At 63.8% G+C, this 14,838-nt stretch carries 11 protein-coding genes, 1 tRNA gene and 1 pseudogene; 7 read left to right on the top strand and 6 right to left on the bottom strand.

The window, feature by feature from the left end; genetic code table 11:
• Nucleotides 1–35 precede the first annotated feature (35 nt).
• A pseudogene (locus P1U75_RS05410) lies at nt 36–259 on the top strand (IS5/IS1182 family transposase); the annotation flags it as partial.
• An 88-nt stretch (nt 260–347) separates the two neighbouring features.
• Here P1U75_RS05410 and P1U75_RS05405 read toward each other — a convergent pair.
• The gene (locus P1U75_RS05405; RefSeq protein WP_300240673.1) at nt 348–1,049 is read right to left on the bottom strand and encodes a response regulator; all 702 of its coding nucleotides are present in this window, start codon (nt 1,047–1,049) and stop codon (nt 348–350) included.
• Entirely contained in the window at nt 1,046–1,558 is a 513-nt protein-coding gene (locus tag P1U75_RS05400; RefSeq protein ID WP_300240671.1) for a MarR family transcriptional regulator, read from the bottom strand. The genes P1U75_RS05405 and P1U75_RS05400 overlap by 4 nt, the downstream gene beginning before the upstream one ends.
• A 176-nt stretch (nt 1,559–1,734) precedes the next feature.
• On the opposite strand from P1U75_RS05400, the gene P1U75_RS05395 reads away from it, so the two are divergent.
• Nucleotides 1,735–2,601, top strand: a complete 867-nt coding sequence (locus tag P1U75_RS05395) for a branched-chain amino acid aminotransferase (protein ID WP_300240669.1) — start codon at nt 1,735–1,737, stop codon at nt 2,599–2,601.
• A 113-nt stretch (nt 2,602–2,714) separates the two neighbouring features.
• A tRNA-Gly gene (locus P1U75_RS05390) sits at nt 2,715–2,788 on the top strand.
• Nucleotides 2,789–2,835: 47 nt separating this feature from the next.
• Here P1U75_RS05390 and argE read toward each other — a convergent pair.
• Nucleotides 2,836–4,008: an acetylornithine deacetylase gene (gene argE, locus P1U75_RS05385; RefSeq protein WP_300240667.1), complete on the bottom strand. Its 1,173-nt coding sequence runs from the start codon at nt 4,006–4,008 to the stop codon at nt 2,836–2,838.
• A complete protein-coding gene (locus P1U75_RS05380; protein ID WP_300240665.1) occupies nt 4,005–5,189 on the bottom strand; it encodes a M24 family metallopeptidase in 1,185 nt (394 codons plus the stop codon). The genes argE and P1U75_RS05380 overlap by 4 nt, the downstream gene beginning before the upstream one ends.
• 304 nt (nt 5,190–5,493) lie before the next feature.
• Here P1U75_RS05380 and P1U75_RS05375 point away from each other — a divergent pair, with 304 nt between their 5' ends.
• The 4 genes from P1U75_RS05375 to P1U75_RS05360 all read left to right on the top strand — a co-directional run bounded on the left by P1U75_RS05375 (nt 5,494) and on the right by P1U75_RS05360 (nt 10,883).
• Nucleotides 5,494–6,594 carry an ABC transporter ATP-binding protein gene (locus P1U75_RS05375; protein ID WP_300240662.1) on the top strand — a complete coding sequence of 367 codons (1,101 nt, stop codon included), beginning with the start codon at nt 5,494–5,496 and terminating at the stop codon, nt 6,592–6,594.
• Between the two features lie 95 nt (nt 6,595–6,689).
• Complete coding sequence (locus tag P1U75_RS05370; RefSeq protein WP_300240660.1) at nt 6,690–7,796, top strand: extracellular solute-binding protein; 1,107 nt, start codon at nt 6,690–6,692, stop codon at nt 7,794–7,796.
• 179 nt (nt 7,797–7,975) lie between these two features.
• The gene (locus P1U75_RS05365) at nt 7,976–9,628 is read left to right on the top strand and encodes an ABC transporter permease (protein ID WP_300240658.1); all 1,653 of its coding nucleotides are present in this window, start codon (nt 7,976–7,978) and stop codon (nt 9,626–9,628) included.
• 76 nt (nt 9,629–9,704) lie between these two features.
• Nucleotides 9,705–10,883 (top strand): ABC transporter permease, encoded by a 1,179-nt coding sequence (locus P1U75_RS05360; RefSeq protein WP_300240656.1) that lies wholly within the window; start codon nt 9,705–9,707, stop codon nt 10,881–10,883.
• A 1,115-nt stretch (nt 10,884–11,998) separates the two neighbouring features.
• Here P1U75_RS05360 and P1U75_RS05355 read toward each other — a convergent pair.
• Entirely contained in the window at nt 11,999–12,943 is a 945-nt protein-coding gene (locus tag P1U75_RS05355) for a toll/interleukin-1 receptor domain-containing protein (protein ID WP_300240652.1), read from the bottom strand.
• Between the two features lie 459 nt (nt 12,944–13,402).
• On the bottom strand, nt 13,403–14,557 hold the full coding sequence (locus P1U75_RS05350) for a lytic murein transglycosylase (protein WP_300240675.1): 1,155 nt from the start codon (nt 14,555–14,557) through the stop codon (nt 13,403–13,405).
• Nucleotides 14,558–14,838: the final 281 nt, after the last annotated feature.

Genomic DNA, 14,838 nt, shown 5'->3' with positions numbered 1-14,838 from the left:
GCAGGCAGAAGACCCTGGCCGTCCGGATCCCCTAGGACACCCGCCGCTGCCACGCCGCCATCATCGAGCGCGACGCCACCGCGATCATCCCGATCCGCAAGAACGGACGGCCCTGGAAAGAGGACTGCCCGGCTGCAGTGGTCCGCAACGACATTCTCCGGGCCACGCGATACCATGGCAGGGCGTTCTGGAAACGATGGACCGGATACCACACCCGCAGCCGTATCGAGGCGACCCCTCTTGTCTTATGGCTTTTGGTGGCTCTCGATGCAAAAAAGAGCCACCGTCCGGCACGGCATGATGACAAAGGCTTTTGGAATATTGGAAGCGGTCAAGAAGTTCCTCCCTCAATCCGGCGCCAGCATGTAACCCGCCCCGCGCACCGTCTGCAGGTAGCGCGGCTGTTTCGGGTCGGTCTCGATCTTGCGCCGCAGCCTCGTGATCTGCACGTCCACCGCCCGCTCCTGCGCCTGGCCCCGGTCGCGGCCCAGGTCCTCGACCAGCTTGGCGCGGCTCACCGGCTCGCCCGGGCAGGCGGAAAAGATGCGCATCAGCTGGTTTTCGGTGGCGGTCAGCCGGACCAGGTCCTCTCCCCGCCACATCTCGCCGCGCTCGATGTCATAGCGGATCGGGCCGAGGGACAGGATCTTGGGCACCGTCTGCGCCGCCGGGATGTCCGGCATCCGCCGCAGGATCGCGTTGATCCTGAGCAACAGTTCCTTGGGCTCGAACGGCTTGGCCAGGTAATCGTCGGCCCCCGCCTCCAGCCCGGCGATCCGGTGCTCGGTCTCACCGCGCGCGGTCAACAGCAGGATCGGCGTGCCCAGCGTCTCGCGCAGAGACCGGGTCAGGCTCACCCCGTCCTCGCCCGGCATCATCACGTCCATCACGATCAGGTCGAACTCGAGCCCGGCCAGAACCCGCCGCGCATGTGCGGCGTCGCGCGCAACGGATACCAGGAACCCGTTACGTATCAGGAACTTCCTCAGCAGATCGCGGATCCGCTCGTCATCGTCCACGATCAGCAGATGGGCGTCCATCCCACTCATCCGCTGTTGTCCTTCAGCCGCAGGTAGCAGCGGCGCATGTCGGCATCCATCATCGCCTCCAGCACCTTGCGGAACCCCGCCACCGCCTCCGGACCGGCCTCGCGGAAGGCGACGCGCATCCGGGCGCGCTGGGCGTCCGAGAGCCTCGCCTCAAGCGCGTGCCCGTCCTCGGTCAGGAAGAGATGGCGCTCGCGCTTGTCGAGGGTGCCGACCCGGCTTTCCACCAGCCCGTCGGCGATCAGCGTGCGCAGCACCCGGTTCAGCGACTGCTTGGTCACGCCGAGGATGGCCAGCAGGTTGTTCACCGTGGTGCCCGGCGCGCGGTTGATGAAATGGATCGCCCGGTGATGCGCCCGGCCATAGGCCAGCTCGGCCAGGATGCGGTCGGGATCGGCGGTGAACCCGCGATAGGCAAAGAACATCGCCTCGATGCCCTGCCGCAATTGCTCGTCGGTGAGAAACAGCAGGCTCTCGCCACTGTGCACCTGCGCCGTGCGCCCGTCCGTCATGGTTGTGCCCATCCCTGCTGGCAGCCTTTCTTACCGCGTCACTCCGACTTTACGTCAGTCTTATTGACATTCCAAGACCGGACCGATATCGAATCGCATCTTTTGCGCAACTTTATGTCCGACCCGGACGTAAAATTGCAACAAAAGGAAACGCACAGAAGAATGGAGAATGTGCAATGTCGGGATATGATGACCGCGACGGCAAGATCTGGATGGATGGCCAGTTGATTGACTGGCGTGAGGCGAACGTACATATCCTGACCCACGCGCTGCATTATGCCAGCTCGGTATTCGAGGGCGAGCGGTGCTATAGCGGCAAGATCTTCAAGGGCGTCGAACACTCCCGCAGGCTGCGCAATTCGGCACAGCTTCTGGACATGGAGATCCCCTATTCGGTCGAAGAGATCGAGGCGGCGAAATATGCAATGCTCAAGGCCAACGGTTGGACCGACGCCTATGTGCGCGCGGTGGCCTGGCGTGGCGCGGGCGAGGATATGGGCGTCTCGGCGGCGCGCAACCCGGTGCGCCTGGCGGTGGCCGGCTGGGAATGGGGCGCCTATTACGGCGACGCCAAGACCACGGGCGCCAAGATCGGCATCTCGCGCTGGAAACGGCCCAGCCCCGAGACGATCCCGGTGCACGCCAAGGCCGCCGGCCTCTACATGATCTGCACCATGTCCAAGCACGCCGCCGAGGCCCAGGGATTCTCGGACGCGCTGTTCATGGATTATCGCGGCTATGTGGCCGAATGCACCGGCGCCAACATCTTCTTCGTCAAGGATGGAGAGGTGTATACGCCGCTGCCCGACAGTTTCCTGAACGGGATCACCCGCCAGACCGTGATCGCCCTGCTCAAGGAAAAGGGAATCCGGGTCTATGAACGCCACATCGAACCCAATGAGCTGGAAGGGTTCGAGCAATGCTGGCTGACCGGCACTGCCGCCGAGGTCACCCCGGTCGGCCAGATCGCCGATTACACCTTCGAGGTCGGCGCGCTCACCCGTGACATCGCCCAGGCCTATGAGGAGCTGGTGCGGCGCTGATCCGGCCGGATTCGATCACCTCGGGGGCACTCCGGCGCCCCCCATGGCCCGGTTTGACCGCGAAAGGCGCCCTTGACGGCGCCCTGCGCATTGCCTAGGACTACCGGCGCCGAGCGGGCGTTGTGTAGTGGTAAGACCTTAGCCTTCCAAGCTAATGACGCGGGTTCGATTCCCGCCGCCCGCTCCAAAATCTCCCCTGATACCTGCCTTGCACCGCCGCCCCGGCGCCTGCCGCTACTCGCCCACCAGCACCGCCGAGCGGCCCAGCTTCTCCAGCATCTCAAGGCAGGCCCGCATCTGGTCGAGGCTGACGAACTCGTCAGGCTTGTGTGCCTGGTCGATCGAACCCGGCCCGCAGACAACCACCGAGGTGCCCAGTTTCTGGAACAGCCCGGCCTCGGTGCCGAAGGGCACCACATGCGCCCCGTTGGCCCCGACCAGCCGCGCCACCAGGTCGCGGGCGGCGTTCTCTTCCATCGGCAGCAGCCCGGCGACCTCGCCGATCACCTCGGTCTCGATCCAGGCCTCGTCGCAGACCGCGCGCATCGCCGGCAGCAGCTCGTGATCGACATAGGCCGCCACCGCCTCCTTGACGAAATCCACGTCGCCGTCCTGCACCGGGCGCATTTCCCATTCCACCTCGGCCTTGCCGGCGATCACGTTATGCGCCACCCCGCCGCTGATCCGGCCGACGTTCAGCGTGGTCCAGGGCGGGTCGAATCTTCCGTCGCCGGGCGCGCGCAGCATCAGCGCCTGGCGCAGCTCCATCAGCCGCGTGACATAGCGCGCCGCGTATTCCGCCGCGTTCACCCCCCGCTCGGGCGAGGAGCCATGCCCCTCCAGCCCGGCAAAGCGCACCGTGTACTCGCAACAGCCCTTGTGCCCCTCGATCACCCGCATCGACGTCGGCTCGCCGATCACCGCCATCGCCGGGCGCAGCCCGCGTTTCTCCAGCTCTGGCACCAGCGCCCGGGCGCCAAGGCAGCCGACCTCTTCGTCATAGGTAAAGGCGAAATGCACCGGCCGGCGCAGATCGGCCTGCGCATAGTCGCCCGCCATCACCGTGGCGGCGGCGATGAACCCCTTCATGTCGCAACTGCCGCGCCCGTAAAGCAGCCCGTCCTCCTCGCGCAGGGCAAAGGGGTCGCTGCTCCAGTCCTGGTCCTCCACCGGCACCACGTCGGTATGCCCCGACAGGACGATGCCGCCGGGCCCCTCCGGCCCCAGCGTGGCAAAAAGGTTGGCCTTGTGCCCGCTGTGATCGGCAAACAGGTCCACCCGCGCGCCGGCCTCCTCCAGCCGCTGGGCCAGTTCTGCGATCATCGCCAGGTTGCTGTCGGAGGAGACCGTCGGATGGGAAATCAGGCGCTCCAGCAGCGCCACGGTTTCGGTCAGCCGCGCGCTCATGGTTTGACGAACATCTTTCTTGGCCGGTTGCAAAAGGTCTCGGCCGGCCCCTCGTCGCGGATCAGGATGCTCTCGGTGATCTCCAGCCCCCAATCAAGCATCCACAGCCCCGGCATGAAATGGAACGTCATGCCCGGCTCCAGCACGGTCTCGTCCTCCGAGCGCAGCGAGATCGTCCGCTCGCCCCAGTCCGGCGGATAGCTCAGCCCGATCGGATAGCCGCAGCGTGCGCCGCGTTCGATCCCGGCCCGTTCCAGCGGTTCGGCCAGCGCATTGGCGATGTCACAGGCCCGGTTGCCCGGCCGCGCCGCCTCCAGCCCGGCCTCCAGCCCCTCGATCAGCGCCGCTTCCGCGCGCAGCAGGAAATCCGGCGGTTCGCCGAGGAAAATAGTCCGGCAGAACGGCGTGTGATAGCGCCGGTAACAGCCCGAGACCTCGAAAAACGTCGCCTGTCCGGTCTCGAACGGCTTGCCGTTCCAGGTCAGATGCGGCGCGGCAGCATCCGGCCCCGAGGGCAGCAGCGGCACGATCGCCGGGTAGTCGCCCCAGGCCCCCTCGACCCCGCGAATCGCATCGCGAAAGATCTCGGCCACCACCTCGTTCTTGGGCTCGCCCGGCTCGACCCGCTCCAGCAGCCCGTCCACGATCTTCTCCGAGATTGCCGCCGCCTTGCGCATGAAGGCGATCTCCGGCGCCGACTTGACCGCGCGCTGCCAGTTCACCAGCGCCGTCGCATCCACCCAGAACACCTGCGACAGCGTGGTCGAGAGCGTCTCGAAGGCCTTGGCCGAAAAATAGTAATTGTCCATCTCGACGCCGATCCGGCCCTGTTCCAGGCCCAGACCCGCCAGCCGGGCGGCCAGATCCTGCATCGGGTGCCGCTCGGTCGATTGCACGTAATTGTCGGCATAGTCCCAGATTCGATCCCGCTCCATCCAGATCGTGCGCAGCGCGCCGTTTGCGTCCTGGTTGCGGCCCCACCAGATCGGATCCTGGTCTGGCAGGACGATCACCCCCTGGTGCACGTAGAACGACCAGCCGTCATATCCGGTCAGCCAGGCCTGATTCGACGGATCGGTGACAAACAGCGCATCCAGGCCCCGTTCGGCCATCTCGCGGCGGGTCAGATCCAGCCGCCGCCGGTATTCGCCATGGGAAAAAGGCAGGTCGATCACAGTCATTTTGCGCCTCGTGAAACTGTCATGGAGTCGGCCCATATGGACACAAGCAACCGCCCCTACAAATATTTTTTTCCCCAGAGCAGAGCGCGCGAACCGCCAAACCGGCCCGCTGAAAAAATATGCACCGCATCATGTTGTGGCGCCGGTTTTTTCACCCACTATAGAGGCGGAAAGACCCACCCCCGAACAGGACCGTTCCAGTCCTTTTTTCTCAAACGGGTTGCACAACGGCGGCTAACAGGTTTTATTTCAAGACAGAAAGCGGCGCAGATCGCATAATAACGATTATCACGGGGAGCCACTCTTGGCCGATACATCAAGCAACGATGCGTTCGTCGAATTCGAGCGCGTACAAAAGAGCTATGATGGCGAGACGCTTGTCGTCAAAGACCTCAACCTGACCATGCCCAAGGGCGAGTTTCTGACGATGCTCGGCCCCTCGGGCTCCGGCAAGACCACCTGCCTGATGATGCTCGCCGGGTTCGAGACCGCCACCCATGGCGAGATCAAGCTCGACGGGCGACCGATCAACAACATCCCGCCGCACAAGCGCGGCATCGGCATGGTGTTCCAGAATTACGCCCTGTTCCCGCACATGACGATCAACGAGAATCTCAGCTTCCCGCTCGAGGTCCGCAAGATCGGCAAATCGGACCGCGAGGCCAAGGTCAAGCGCGCCCTCGACATGGTCGAGATGGGCGCCTTCGGCGGCCGCCGCCCGGCGCAGCTCTCGGGCGGCCAGCAACAGCGGATCGCGCTGGCCCGTGCGCTGGTGTTCGAGCCGGAACTGGTGCTGATGGACGAACCGCTCGGCGCGCTCGACAAGCAGCTGCGCGAAAAGATGCAGTTCGAGATCACCGACCTTGCACACCGCCTCGGCATCACCGTGGTCTACGTCACCCACGACCAGACCGAGGCGCTGACCATGTCCGACCGCGTGGCGGTGTTCGACGACGGCCGCATTCAGCAGATCGCTCCGCCGGACGAGCTCTATGAAAGCCCGCAGAACAGCTTCGTCGCGCAGTTCATCGGCGAGAACAACACGCTCGAGGGCACCGTCAAGGAACTCAGCGACAAGCTGGCGCTGGTGCAGCTCGACGATGGCGAGGTGATCGACTGCATGCCGGTCAACGTCAACGCGGTAGGCGAGCGCACCAAGGTGTCGATCCGCCCCGAGCGGGTGGAATTCCAGAAGGACCGTCTGAAAGAGGGGGCGCATCTGCTCAAGGCGACGGTCAAGGAATTCATCTACATGGGCGACGTGTTCCGCACCCGCCTGAGCGTTGCCGGTAACGACGATTTCATCATCAAGTCGCGCAACGCACCCGATCAGGTCCGGCTCAAGCCGGGTGAACAGATCGAGATCGGCTGGCTCCCCGAGGATTGCCGGGCGCTCGACGCGTGAGAGGCACCCAGGTGCCCCAACCCCGGCGCTCAGACCGGGGGAGAAACAAGGAAACGCGATCAATTCAACGCGATAACCACAAGGAGAGATCTAATATGAAAATCAAATCCCTTGCCGCACTGGCCGCCAGTACGGCCCTGCTCGCCCCGATGGCGATGGCAGCGGACATGGCCGACAGCATGACCCTGGTCAGCTGGGGCGGTGCCTATCAGAAATCCCAGGTCAACGCCTACTCCGAACCCTACATGGCAATGCACCCCGACGTCGAAGTCGTCTGGGACGAAAGCTCGGCCGAGGCCGTGGCCAAGCTGCGCGCCATGAACGAGGCCGGCAACGTCACATGGGATCTGGTCGACGTGGTCGCCGCCGACGCCATCCGCCTGTGCGACGAGGGCCTGGCGATGGAATATGACCCCGACGACCTGCTGGCCGCCGCGCCCGATGGCACCTCGGCCGGGGACGACTTCGGTGACCTGATCGTCTCCGACTGCTTCATCCCGCAGATCGTCTACTCGACCGCCTTCGGCTATCGCACCGATCTGGTTGGCGATACCCCGCCGGACGACATCTGCGACGTATTCGACCTCGAGACTTACCCGGGCAAGCGCTCGCTTGAAAAGCGCCCGATCAACAACATGGAATGGGCCCTGCTCTGCGACGGCGTCGCCAAGGACGAGGTCTATGACGTGCTGGCCACTCCCGAGGGGCAGGAAAAGGCCCTCGCCAAGCTCGGCACCATCAAGGACAGCGTGATCTGGTGGTCCGCCGGCGCCGATACGCCGCAGCTTCTGGCCGATGGCGAGATCGTGATGGGCTCCACCTACAACGGCCGCCTGTTCTCGGTGATCGAAGAGCAGAAGCAGCCGGTCGCCATGCTCTGGGACGCGCAGGTGTTCGACCTTGACGGCTGGATCATCCCCGCCGGTCTGCCGGCCGATCGCCTGGCTCGCGTCAAGGACTTCGTCATGTTCGCCACCGACACCCAGCGTCTGGCGGATCAGGCCAAGTATATCTCCTACGGTCCGGCCCGTGCCTCCTCGGCCCCGCTGGTCGGCAAGCACGCCGATCTCGGCATCGACATGGCGCCGCACATGCCGACCGATCCCAACAACGCCAAGAACACGTTCCTCTACAACTACGAGTTCTGGGCCGACTATCGCGACGACATCGACGCCAAGTTCCAGGCGTGGCTGGCCCAGTAAGGCCCTGTCGTGACGATTGCCGGATGGGCCCGCCCCGGGCCCATCCACCCCCGGCCTGCCACGGCGCCCTGCCCACGGGCAACGGACGCACCGCAGGACAACCGCCCCGGCACCCTCGGGGCACGGAACTTCAACGCCACGCGACCGGCCCCGCCGTCGCCGCGGCGGAGGGCACATAGATGAGCGACCTCAAGAGCACCGGCCAACAGACCGCCGACGCCCCCACCCCCGAAGACGCGCTGCACGAAGCCGCCTCGCTCGACGCGCGCGAAGCGGCGCACGCCCCCGGGGGCAAGGCAGCCGGACCGGTGCTGGCCGCCGACGGCACCCCGCTCAAGCGCAGCCTCGCCCGCGCCCTCAGAAGGCAGAAGATGCGCGCGCTGGCGCTGATCGCGCCGTTGCTGATCTTCGTGCTGCTCACCTTCATCGCGCCGATCGCCGACATGCTGTTCCGCTCGGTCGAGAACCAGATTGTCTCCGAAACGCTGCCCGAAACCGTCGTCGCCCTGAAGGACTGGGATTCCGAGGGCGGTGTGCCGCCCGCCGATCCGGTGTTCGCCGCGCTCTACGTCGATCTCTTCATCGCCGAGGCGCAAAAGCTGCACACCCGACTCGGCACCCGCCTGAACTACGAGAAAACCGGCGTGTCGTCGCTGTTCCGCAAGACCGGCCGCCGCGTCGGCCGCTTCGACACCGACACCTATACCGACCAGATCACCGCGCTGGACCCCAGCTGGGAGGATCCGGCAACCTGGGTCGCGATGATGGAAAGCGACGCCAATCGCGCCGCGCTGCCCTTCACCGCCCGCAGCTGGGATCGCTGGACCGCCTACCAGCTGTCCGAGGGCGACGACCCGGCCAAGGAGGATATCGAGGATGTCCTCTTCACCACGCTTTACCTCGACCTGCGCGAAACCGGCGGCACCGGCGCCGCCGACGCGCGCATCGCCCAGATTGCCGCCGCGGTCGGAGATTTCGATACCGTCTCCCTGTCCGAACAATTCGCCGATGCCGACAAAGACTGGCTCGATCCGGAGGTCTGGGGCACGATCAAGGCCTTCGCGCCAAACTATACCCCCGGCTATTTCCTGAACTCGGTGGACATGCAGAAAACCCCGCACGGGATCGAAGCGCGCCCCGAGAACCAGCAGATCTACATGAAGCTGTTCAAGCGCACGATCTTCATGTCGATGGTGATCACCCTGTCCTGCATCATGCTGGGCTACCCGGTGGCCTGGATCCTGGCCAACCTGCCGACGCGCACCGCCAACCTGCTGATGATCCTGGTGCTGCTGCCGTTCTGGACCTCGCTTCTGGTGCGCACCTCGGCCTGGAAGGTGATGCTGCAACAGCAGGGCGTGATCAACGATACGCTGGTCTGGCTCGGCATCGTGGGCGATGCCGACCGGCTGGTGATGATCAACAACCAGTTCGGCACCATCGTGGCGATGACGCATATCCTGCTGCCGTTCATGATCCTGCCGCTCTACTCGGTGATGCAGACGATCCAGCCGACCTACCTGCGCGCGGCGAAATCGCTCGGCGCCACCAACTGGACCGCCTTCTGGCGGGTCTATTTCCCGCAGAGCGTGCCGGGCATCGGCGCCGGCTCGGTGCTCGTCTGCATCCTGTCGATTGGCTATTACATCACGCCCGAGATTGTCGGCGGCACCACCGGTACCTTCATCTCGAACCGGATCGCCTATCACATCTCGTCCTCGCTCAACTGGGGGCTGGCCGCCGCGCTCGGCTCCATCCTGCTGGCCGCCGTGATGCTGCTCTACTGGGTTTACGACAAGATCGTCGGCATCGACAACGTGAAGCTGGGCTAGGGCGATGACCGGCATCAGCATACCCCGCCATCACCGCGCCGCGGCGCCGGCGCAAAACCGAAACGGAGGCTGAGACGTGGCCGCACTGACCCCGATTTTCCGCACACCCGTCACCTTTTACGTGCCCGTCGTGGCCGCGGCAGGGGCCTTTGCCGGCCTCTTCATCGGCACCGCGCAGGGCAGCGGCCTGCTCGGCATCGTCGCCGGCGCCGCGCTGCTGGCAGTCCTGGCGCTGGCCGCCACCCGGCTGCTCGACAACGAAAGGGCGGTGCGCTGGGGCATCGTCGTGCTCTTCACGATCGGCGGCTTCCTGATCGGCAGCACGCCGGGGCTGATCCTCGGCCTCGCCTTCGGCTGGTTCTTCGGCTGGTTCATCTACTGGACATACGAGGGCCGCTACCGCGCCAAGCTGCCGCCCTACCTGACCCCGGGCCAGGTGCTCTGGCACTTTACCTTCCGGGTGATCTGCGGTGCCATCCTGGTGTTCCTGATCACCCCGATCCTGGTGGTGATGCCGCTCAGCTTCAACGCCGAGGATTTCTTCACCTTCACGCCCGAGATGCTGCGGCTCGACCCGGAGGGCTACTCGCTCAAGCATTACAAGGACTTCTTCACCAATGACGACTGGCAGCAGGCGCTGCGCAACTCGGTGATGATCGCGCCGGTGGCGACGCTGCTCTCGGTCAGCTTCGGCACGCTGGCGGCCATCGGGCTCAGCTCCGAGCATGTGCCGTTCCGCCGCGCCATCATGGCGATCCTGATCTCGCCGATGATCGTGCCGCTGATCATCTCGGCGGCGGGGATGTACTTCTTCTACTCCCGCATCGGGCTGCAGGGCACCTATTTCGGCGTGGTGCTGGCCCATGCGGCGCTGGGCATCCCCTTCGTCATCATCACCGTGACCGCGACGCTGGTGGGCTTCGACCGCTCGCTGACCCGCGCCGCGGCCAACATGGGCGCCGATCCGGTCACCACCTTCTTCCGGGTGCAGATGCCGCTGATCCTGCCGGGCGTGATCTCCGGCGGCCTGTTCGCCTTCATCACCTCGTTTGACGAGGTTGTGGTGGTGCTCTTCGTCGGCTCCGCCGGGCAAAAGACGCTGCCGTGGCAGATGTTCACCGGCCTGCGCGAACAGATCAGCCCGACCATCCTCGCCGTGGCGACGATCCTGGTGGCGATCTCGATCTGCCTGCTCACCGTGGTCGAGATGCTGCGCCGCCGCTCCGAACGCCTGCGGGGCATGAGCCCGGGCTGAGGGGGGAGAAAGCGGAGGCAGGACGCGCCCCGAACGCTGCCTGCGTCACGTGGCTTTCGGTCCGGACGGCCACATGCCCAACGCGGTAACGCAGGGGATCACTCGTGGTCAAGAAACGCTGGTAGTAAGGGGCGGAACGCCGACCTTCGCGGCACGCGCGAACTGTACCAATCTGGATTGCGAGCCTCGATCACCAGAGAAAGACACGTGCACTGAATCTGATGGAATGTATCAAGCTGAATAGCCGCCTAGAGGCGAGAAAGACGATTACGGGCCCCTAGATTGCACGAAGACAACTGTATGGCGAGTTGAGGATGCCACCATTGAGACCACTATTCTCTGCGCTGTGAGTTACGCTCGTCCAATGTTGACCATACAACGCGCTTGTTTTTCCCTTCACCGACAACAATCTGCCACCTAGCGAACGTCGCCCTAAATGCTCCCACTGGCGCTAGGTTGTCGTGTAGGGTGACGAGTGTTCGACTTCCTAGCGAATGCTCTCTCTTAGCTAAGATTGCTAGCCGAGTGTCGGTCCTAACTACAGCCAAAGAAGACACGTCAAACCGGTCGGCGTCTAGTAGGCTGGTCTCATCCACCTCAACGCGGACATTCGGAAGAATAAGGCCGCTCCAATTGTCGTTCTCCCCGCTGTTAAAGTAGAGAGACTTAAACCGTCCCGAAAGGAACACCGCCACAGCCGCGCCATCAACTTTCCCAACGAGCAAGGTCTCGTCATTTGTTTCGGTCGGGAAAACTAAGCTAAGAGGTTTTGCGATTCTGACATTTCCAACAATGAACTCACTCGGCGACAGCAAAACAACCTCCCTAAATTGAACATGGAGGAAGAAAAATCGGGACTATCCAAACAATCCAGTTGCCTCCGATTGCTAGAATAACCGCAGCGATGTTCCTGACCAGGGACCGCATACCCTTACCCGAAAGAAATGGCGTTTTGTCGTCAATCCCAACCACGTCTGACATCGGTGCGATGGCACTCGGGACAATGCACAGCGTTGGTCGGTCGGTTTTCGCGTCGGGCCTCGCGGCGCTCGTCTTCGTCAAGCACCTCGGTTTCGAAACGGTTGCCGCAGTTGTTGCAGCGGAAGCGGACGCGCTCAGGCATGGACAATCCCCGCTTGTTCAATGAACTTGTTCCACAAGTATTCCGCCGCTTGCTCCGGGTTCAGACGTTCAGGCCCATTCCCGAACATCGCCATGGTCACGACAAGAAACTGCTCGTACTCGTCCGACGAGACGTTGAACGCACCGTTCGCGGTGTTGTCACCGGCGTTCTCATTGAAGGAGTAGTAGATATCGCCCAACGCGAACCCCGCATTGCGGCAGTGTACTGTGATATGTGCGGTTCCCTGCTGGCGGCCGCGATTGACAACCGTACTGCCAAACGAGTTCGCACCTCTGTCAACAAACCGACCGCGCAAACCATCGACCGCATCTATCTCGCCAATCGCCCGCCGGAAGTAGTCCTTGATCATTGCGAACGCCGCGTCTCGATATTCGCTGCGGTCGATCTCGTCGAAGTCTTGTTGGACCCGATAACGTGGAACGTCTTGTTGTGGTGCCGCCGGTGCCGGATCGTCGTAGGCCGGTTCAGGAGCAACTGAATCGCCCGCATCTACAATCCGGCGAATCTCCTGCACAACATTCAGATAGGCGTTGTTCGCGTTTGCCCATTCAGAGATCGGCTCACCGTCCTTAGGCACGGCCTTCAACCGCCGCAGTTGGGGCATTGCGGCCCAGTCACACGGTTCGACGATAATCGGTACGACCCGCGCCTCGCCTGCGTCATGCCGTTCCAAGGCGCGTTGCATTTCTCGTTCGACGCAATAGTTGGATGCGATAAAGTCGGGGCTGACCATCAGCAAGAAAAGATCGGTCGCCTCCAGTTCCCGGCTGATCTCACCCTCCAAAACGTCACCCGCCAAAATTTCCCGGTCGTACCACGTCTCTATCCGACCTTCGCGTTGGAGGTTGGCAAGGTGGACATGCAGACGCTCAAGGGCGCCGACATCTTGATGAGAATATGAAATGAAAGCTCGCATCTAACCCTAAAACGTTCCTCTTTTGTTCCAAGATATCCGCTCGGCGCGGAAACAGCAACACTCTTTTTAAAGTTGCCGTGCGATGGAATAATCACCGAAAAACGAATTTGTACTTCATCGCCGCTCGTAATCTACGAGGGATTTGAAACGTTCTCGTTGTTAAGGCGAACGCGTTTCTTCGCACTTCCTCAACCGCACGGTTACCCGGCTCCCCATCGGATTACGACATCGCGCATTCACAATCCCGTGCGCATTAACCCTTTTTCGCCCCGAAATCCGCCCCTCGCCCGCGTTCCGTACAGAACCCGCCGGAAACTCCCCAATTCCCACCAGCCCCCGCCGGGCGGGGCCGGGCGTATTGTACGGAACCGGCCCGAAACTCCCCGATCCGGGGGCCTGCGGGACGCGAAAACCGGGGGGCGACTCAGGCTCGGCCCCCGGTGAACCCTCCGCGCGCCGCTAGCGCAACCGCGTCAGCAGGGTCAGCGAGGCATGGCCGTCCGGCAGCAGCCCGTTGGCCAGTTGATAGGCTCGCACCGCCGCCATCGTCTTCGGACCGATCCGCCCGTCTACGCCGGAGGTCGGAAAACCCTTTGCGGTCAGATGCTTCTGCATCTCCTTGCGTTCCGAGAACGTCAGCCCTCGGTCGCCGCGCGGCCAGTCGGCGCGGATCGGCCCGCCACCGGCGATCCGGTCGGCCAGGTGCCCGACCCCGATCACATAGGCATCCGCCGGGTTATACCGCTCTATCGCCTTGAAATTGTTGAAGATCATGAACGCCGCCCCCCGCCCCCCGGCGGGCAGAAGGATCGCCGCAGCACCGTGGTTCGGCACCGGTTTTCCATCCATCCCCACGACCCCCAGCCGGGCCCAGTCGGCGGGCGACCTGGTGATCGACCGCTGCGCGAGGCGAAAGTCAAAATCTTGTGGCAGCCGCACCTCGACCCCCCAGGGTTGGTGTTTGTTCCAGCCAAACCGCTTGAGATAGGCGGCGGTCGAGGCCAGCGCGTCACTGGGGTCATCCGACCAGATATCGCGCCGCCCGTCGCCGGTGAAATCCACCGCGTGCTCAAGGTACGAGGTCGGCATGAACTGGGTATGCCCCATCGCTCCGGCCCAGCTTCCGGTCATCCGCTCCGGCGTGGTGTCGCCGCTTTGCAGGATCCGCAGCGCCGCGATCAGTTGCGCCTCGAAGAAACTGGCCCGCCGCCCCTCGAAGGCCAGCGTCGACAGTGAGCGGACCACGTTGTTGCGGCCCCGGAACCCGCCATAGTTGGTCTCCATCCCCCAGACCGCGAGGACCACTTCCTTGTCCACGCCATAGTGCCGCTCGATCCGCTCCAGCACCGCGCGATGTTCCTGCAAGGCCTTGCGTCCGCTTGAAATTCTGCTGTCGGACACGGCGCTGTCGAGGTATTCCCAGATCGGTTTGACGAACTCCGACTGGTTGCGGTCCAGCCGGATCACCTCCGGGTCGAAATGCACCCCGGAAAAGGCCCGGTCGAGCACGTCGCGGCGAATTCCCTGTGCCGCGGCGCGCCGTTTGAAGGCCCGGACCCAGGCCTGAAAGCGGGCGTTCTCCACCTCATGAACCTTGGGCACGGCGATCTCCATACTGGCCGGGCGCGGGCTGGGCCGCAGCGAGGTCAGCACCGACGGGGCGGCACGCTGCACCGTGCCGGAGGCCATGGGGGGCCGGATCTCGGGGCGGGGGGATCGTATGACTGCCTCTGCCACGACGGGAGTCGCCCCGCACAGGGCCAGCCCCGCGGCATATAACCAAACACGCATTATTATTGTCCTGTCAGACTGCTCGACGCCAATCCTACCGTGAAATCGGGGTTCGCGAAAGCCATCCGTAAGCACTGCGGTCGGGCCGGCACCTTTGCGCCGGG

Source organism: Antarcticimicrobium sp. (genome assembly GCF_029212575.1).
Lineage (GTDB): Bacteria > Pseudomonadota > Alphaproteobacteria > Rhodobacterales > Rhodobacteraceae > Antarcticimicrobium.
Note: the sequence above shows the minus strand (reverse complement) of the source record. Positions and strands in the feature narration are given on the sequence as shown.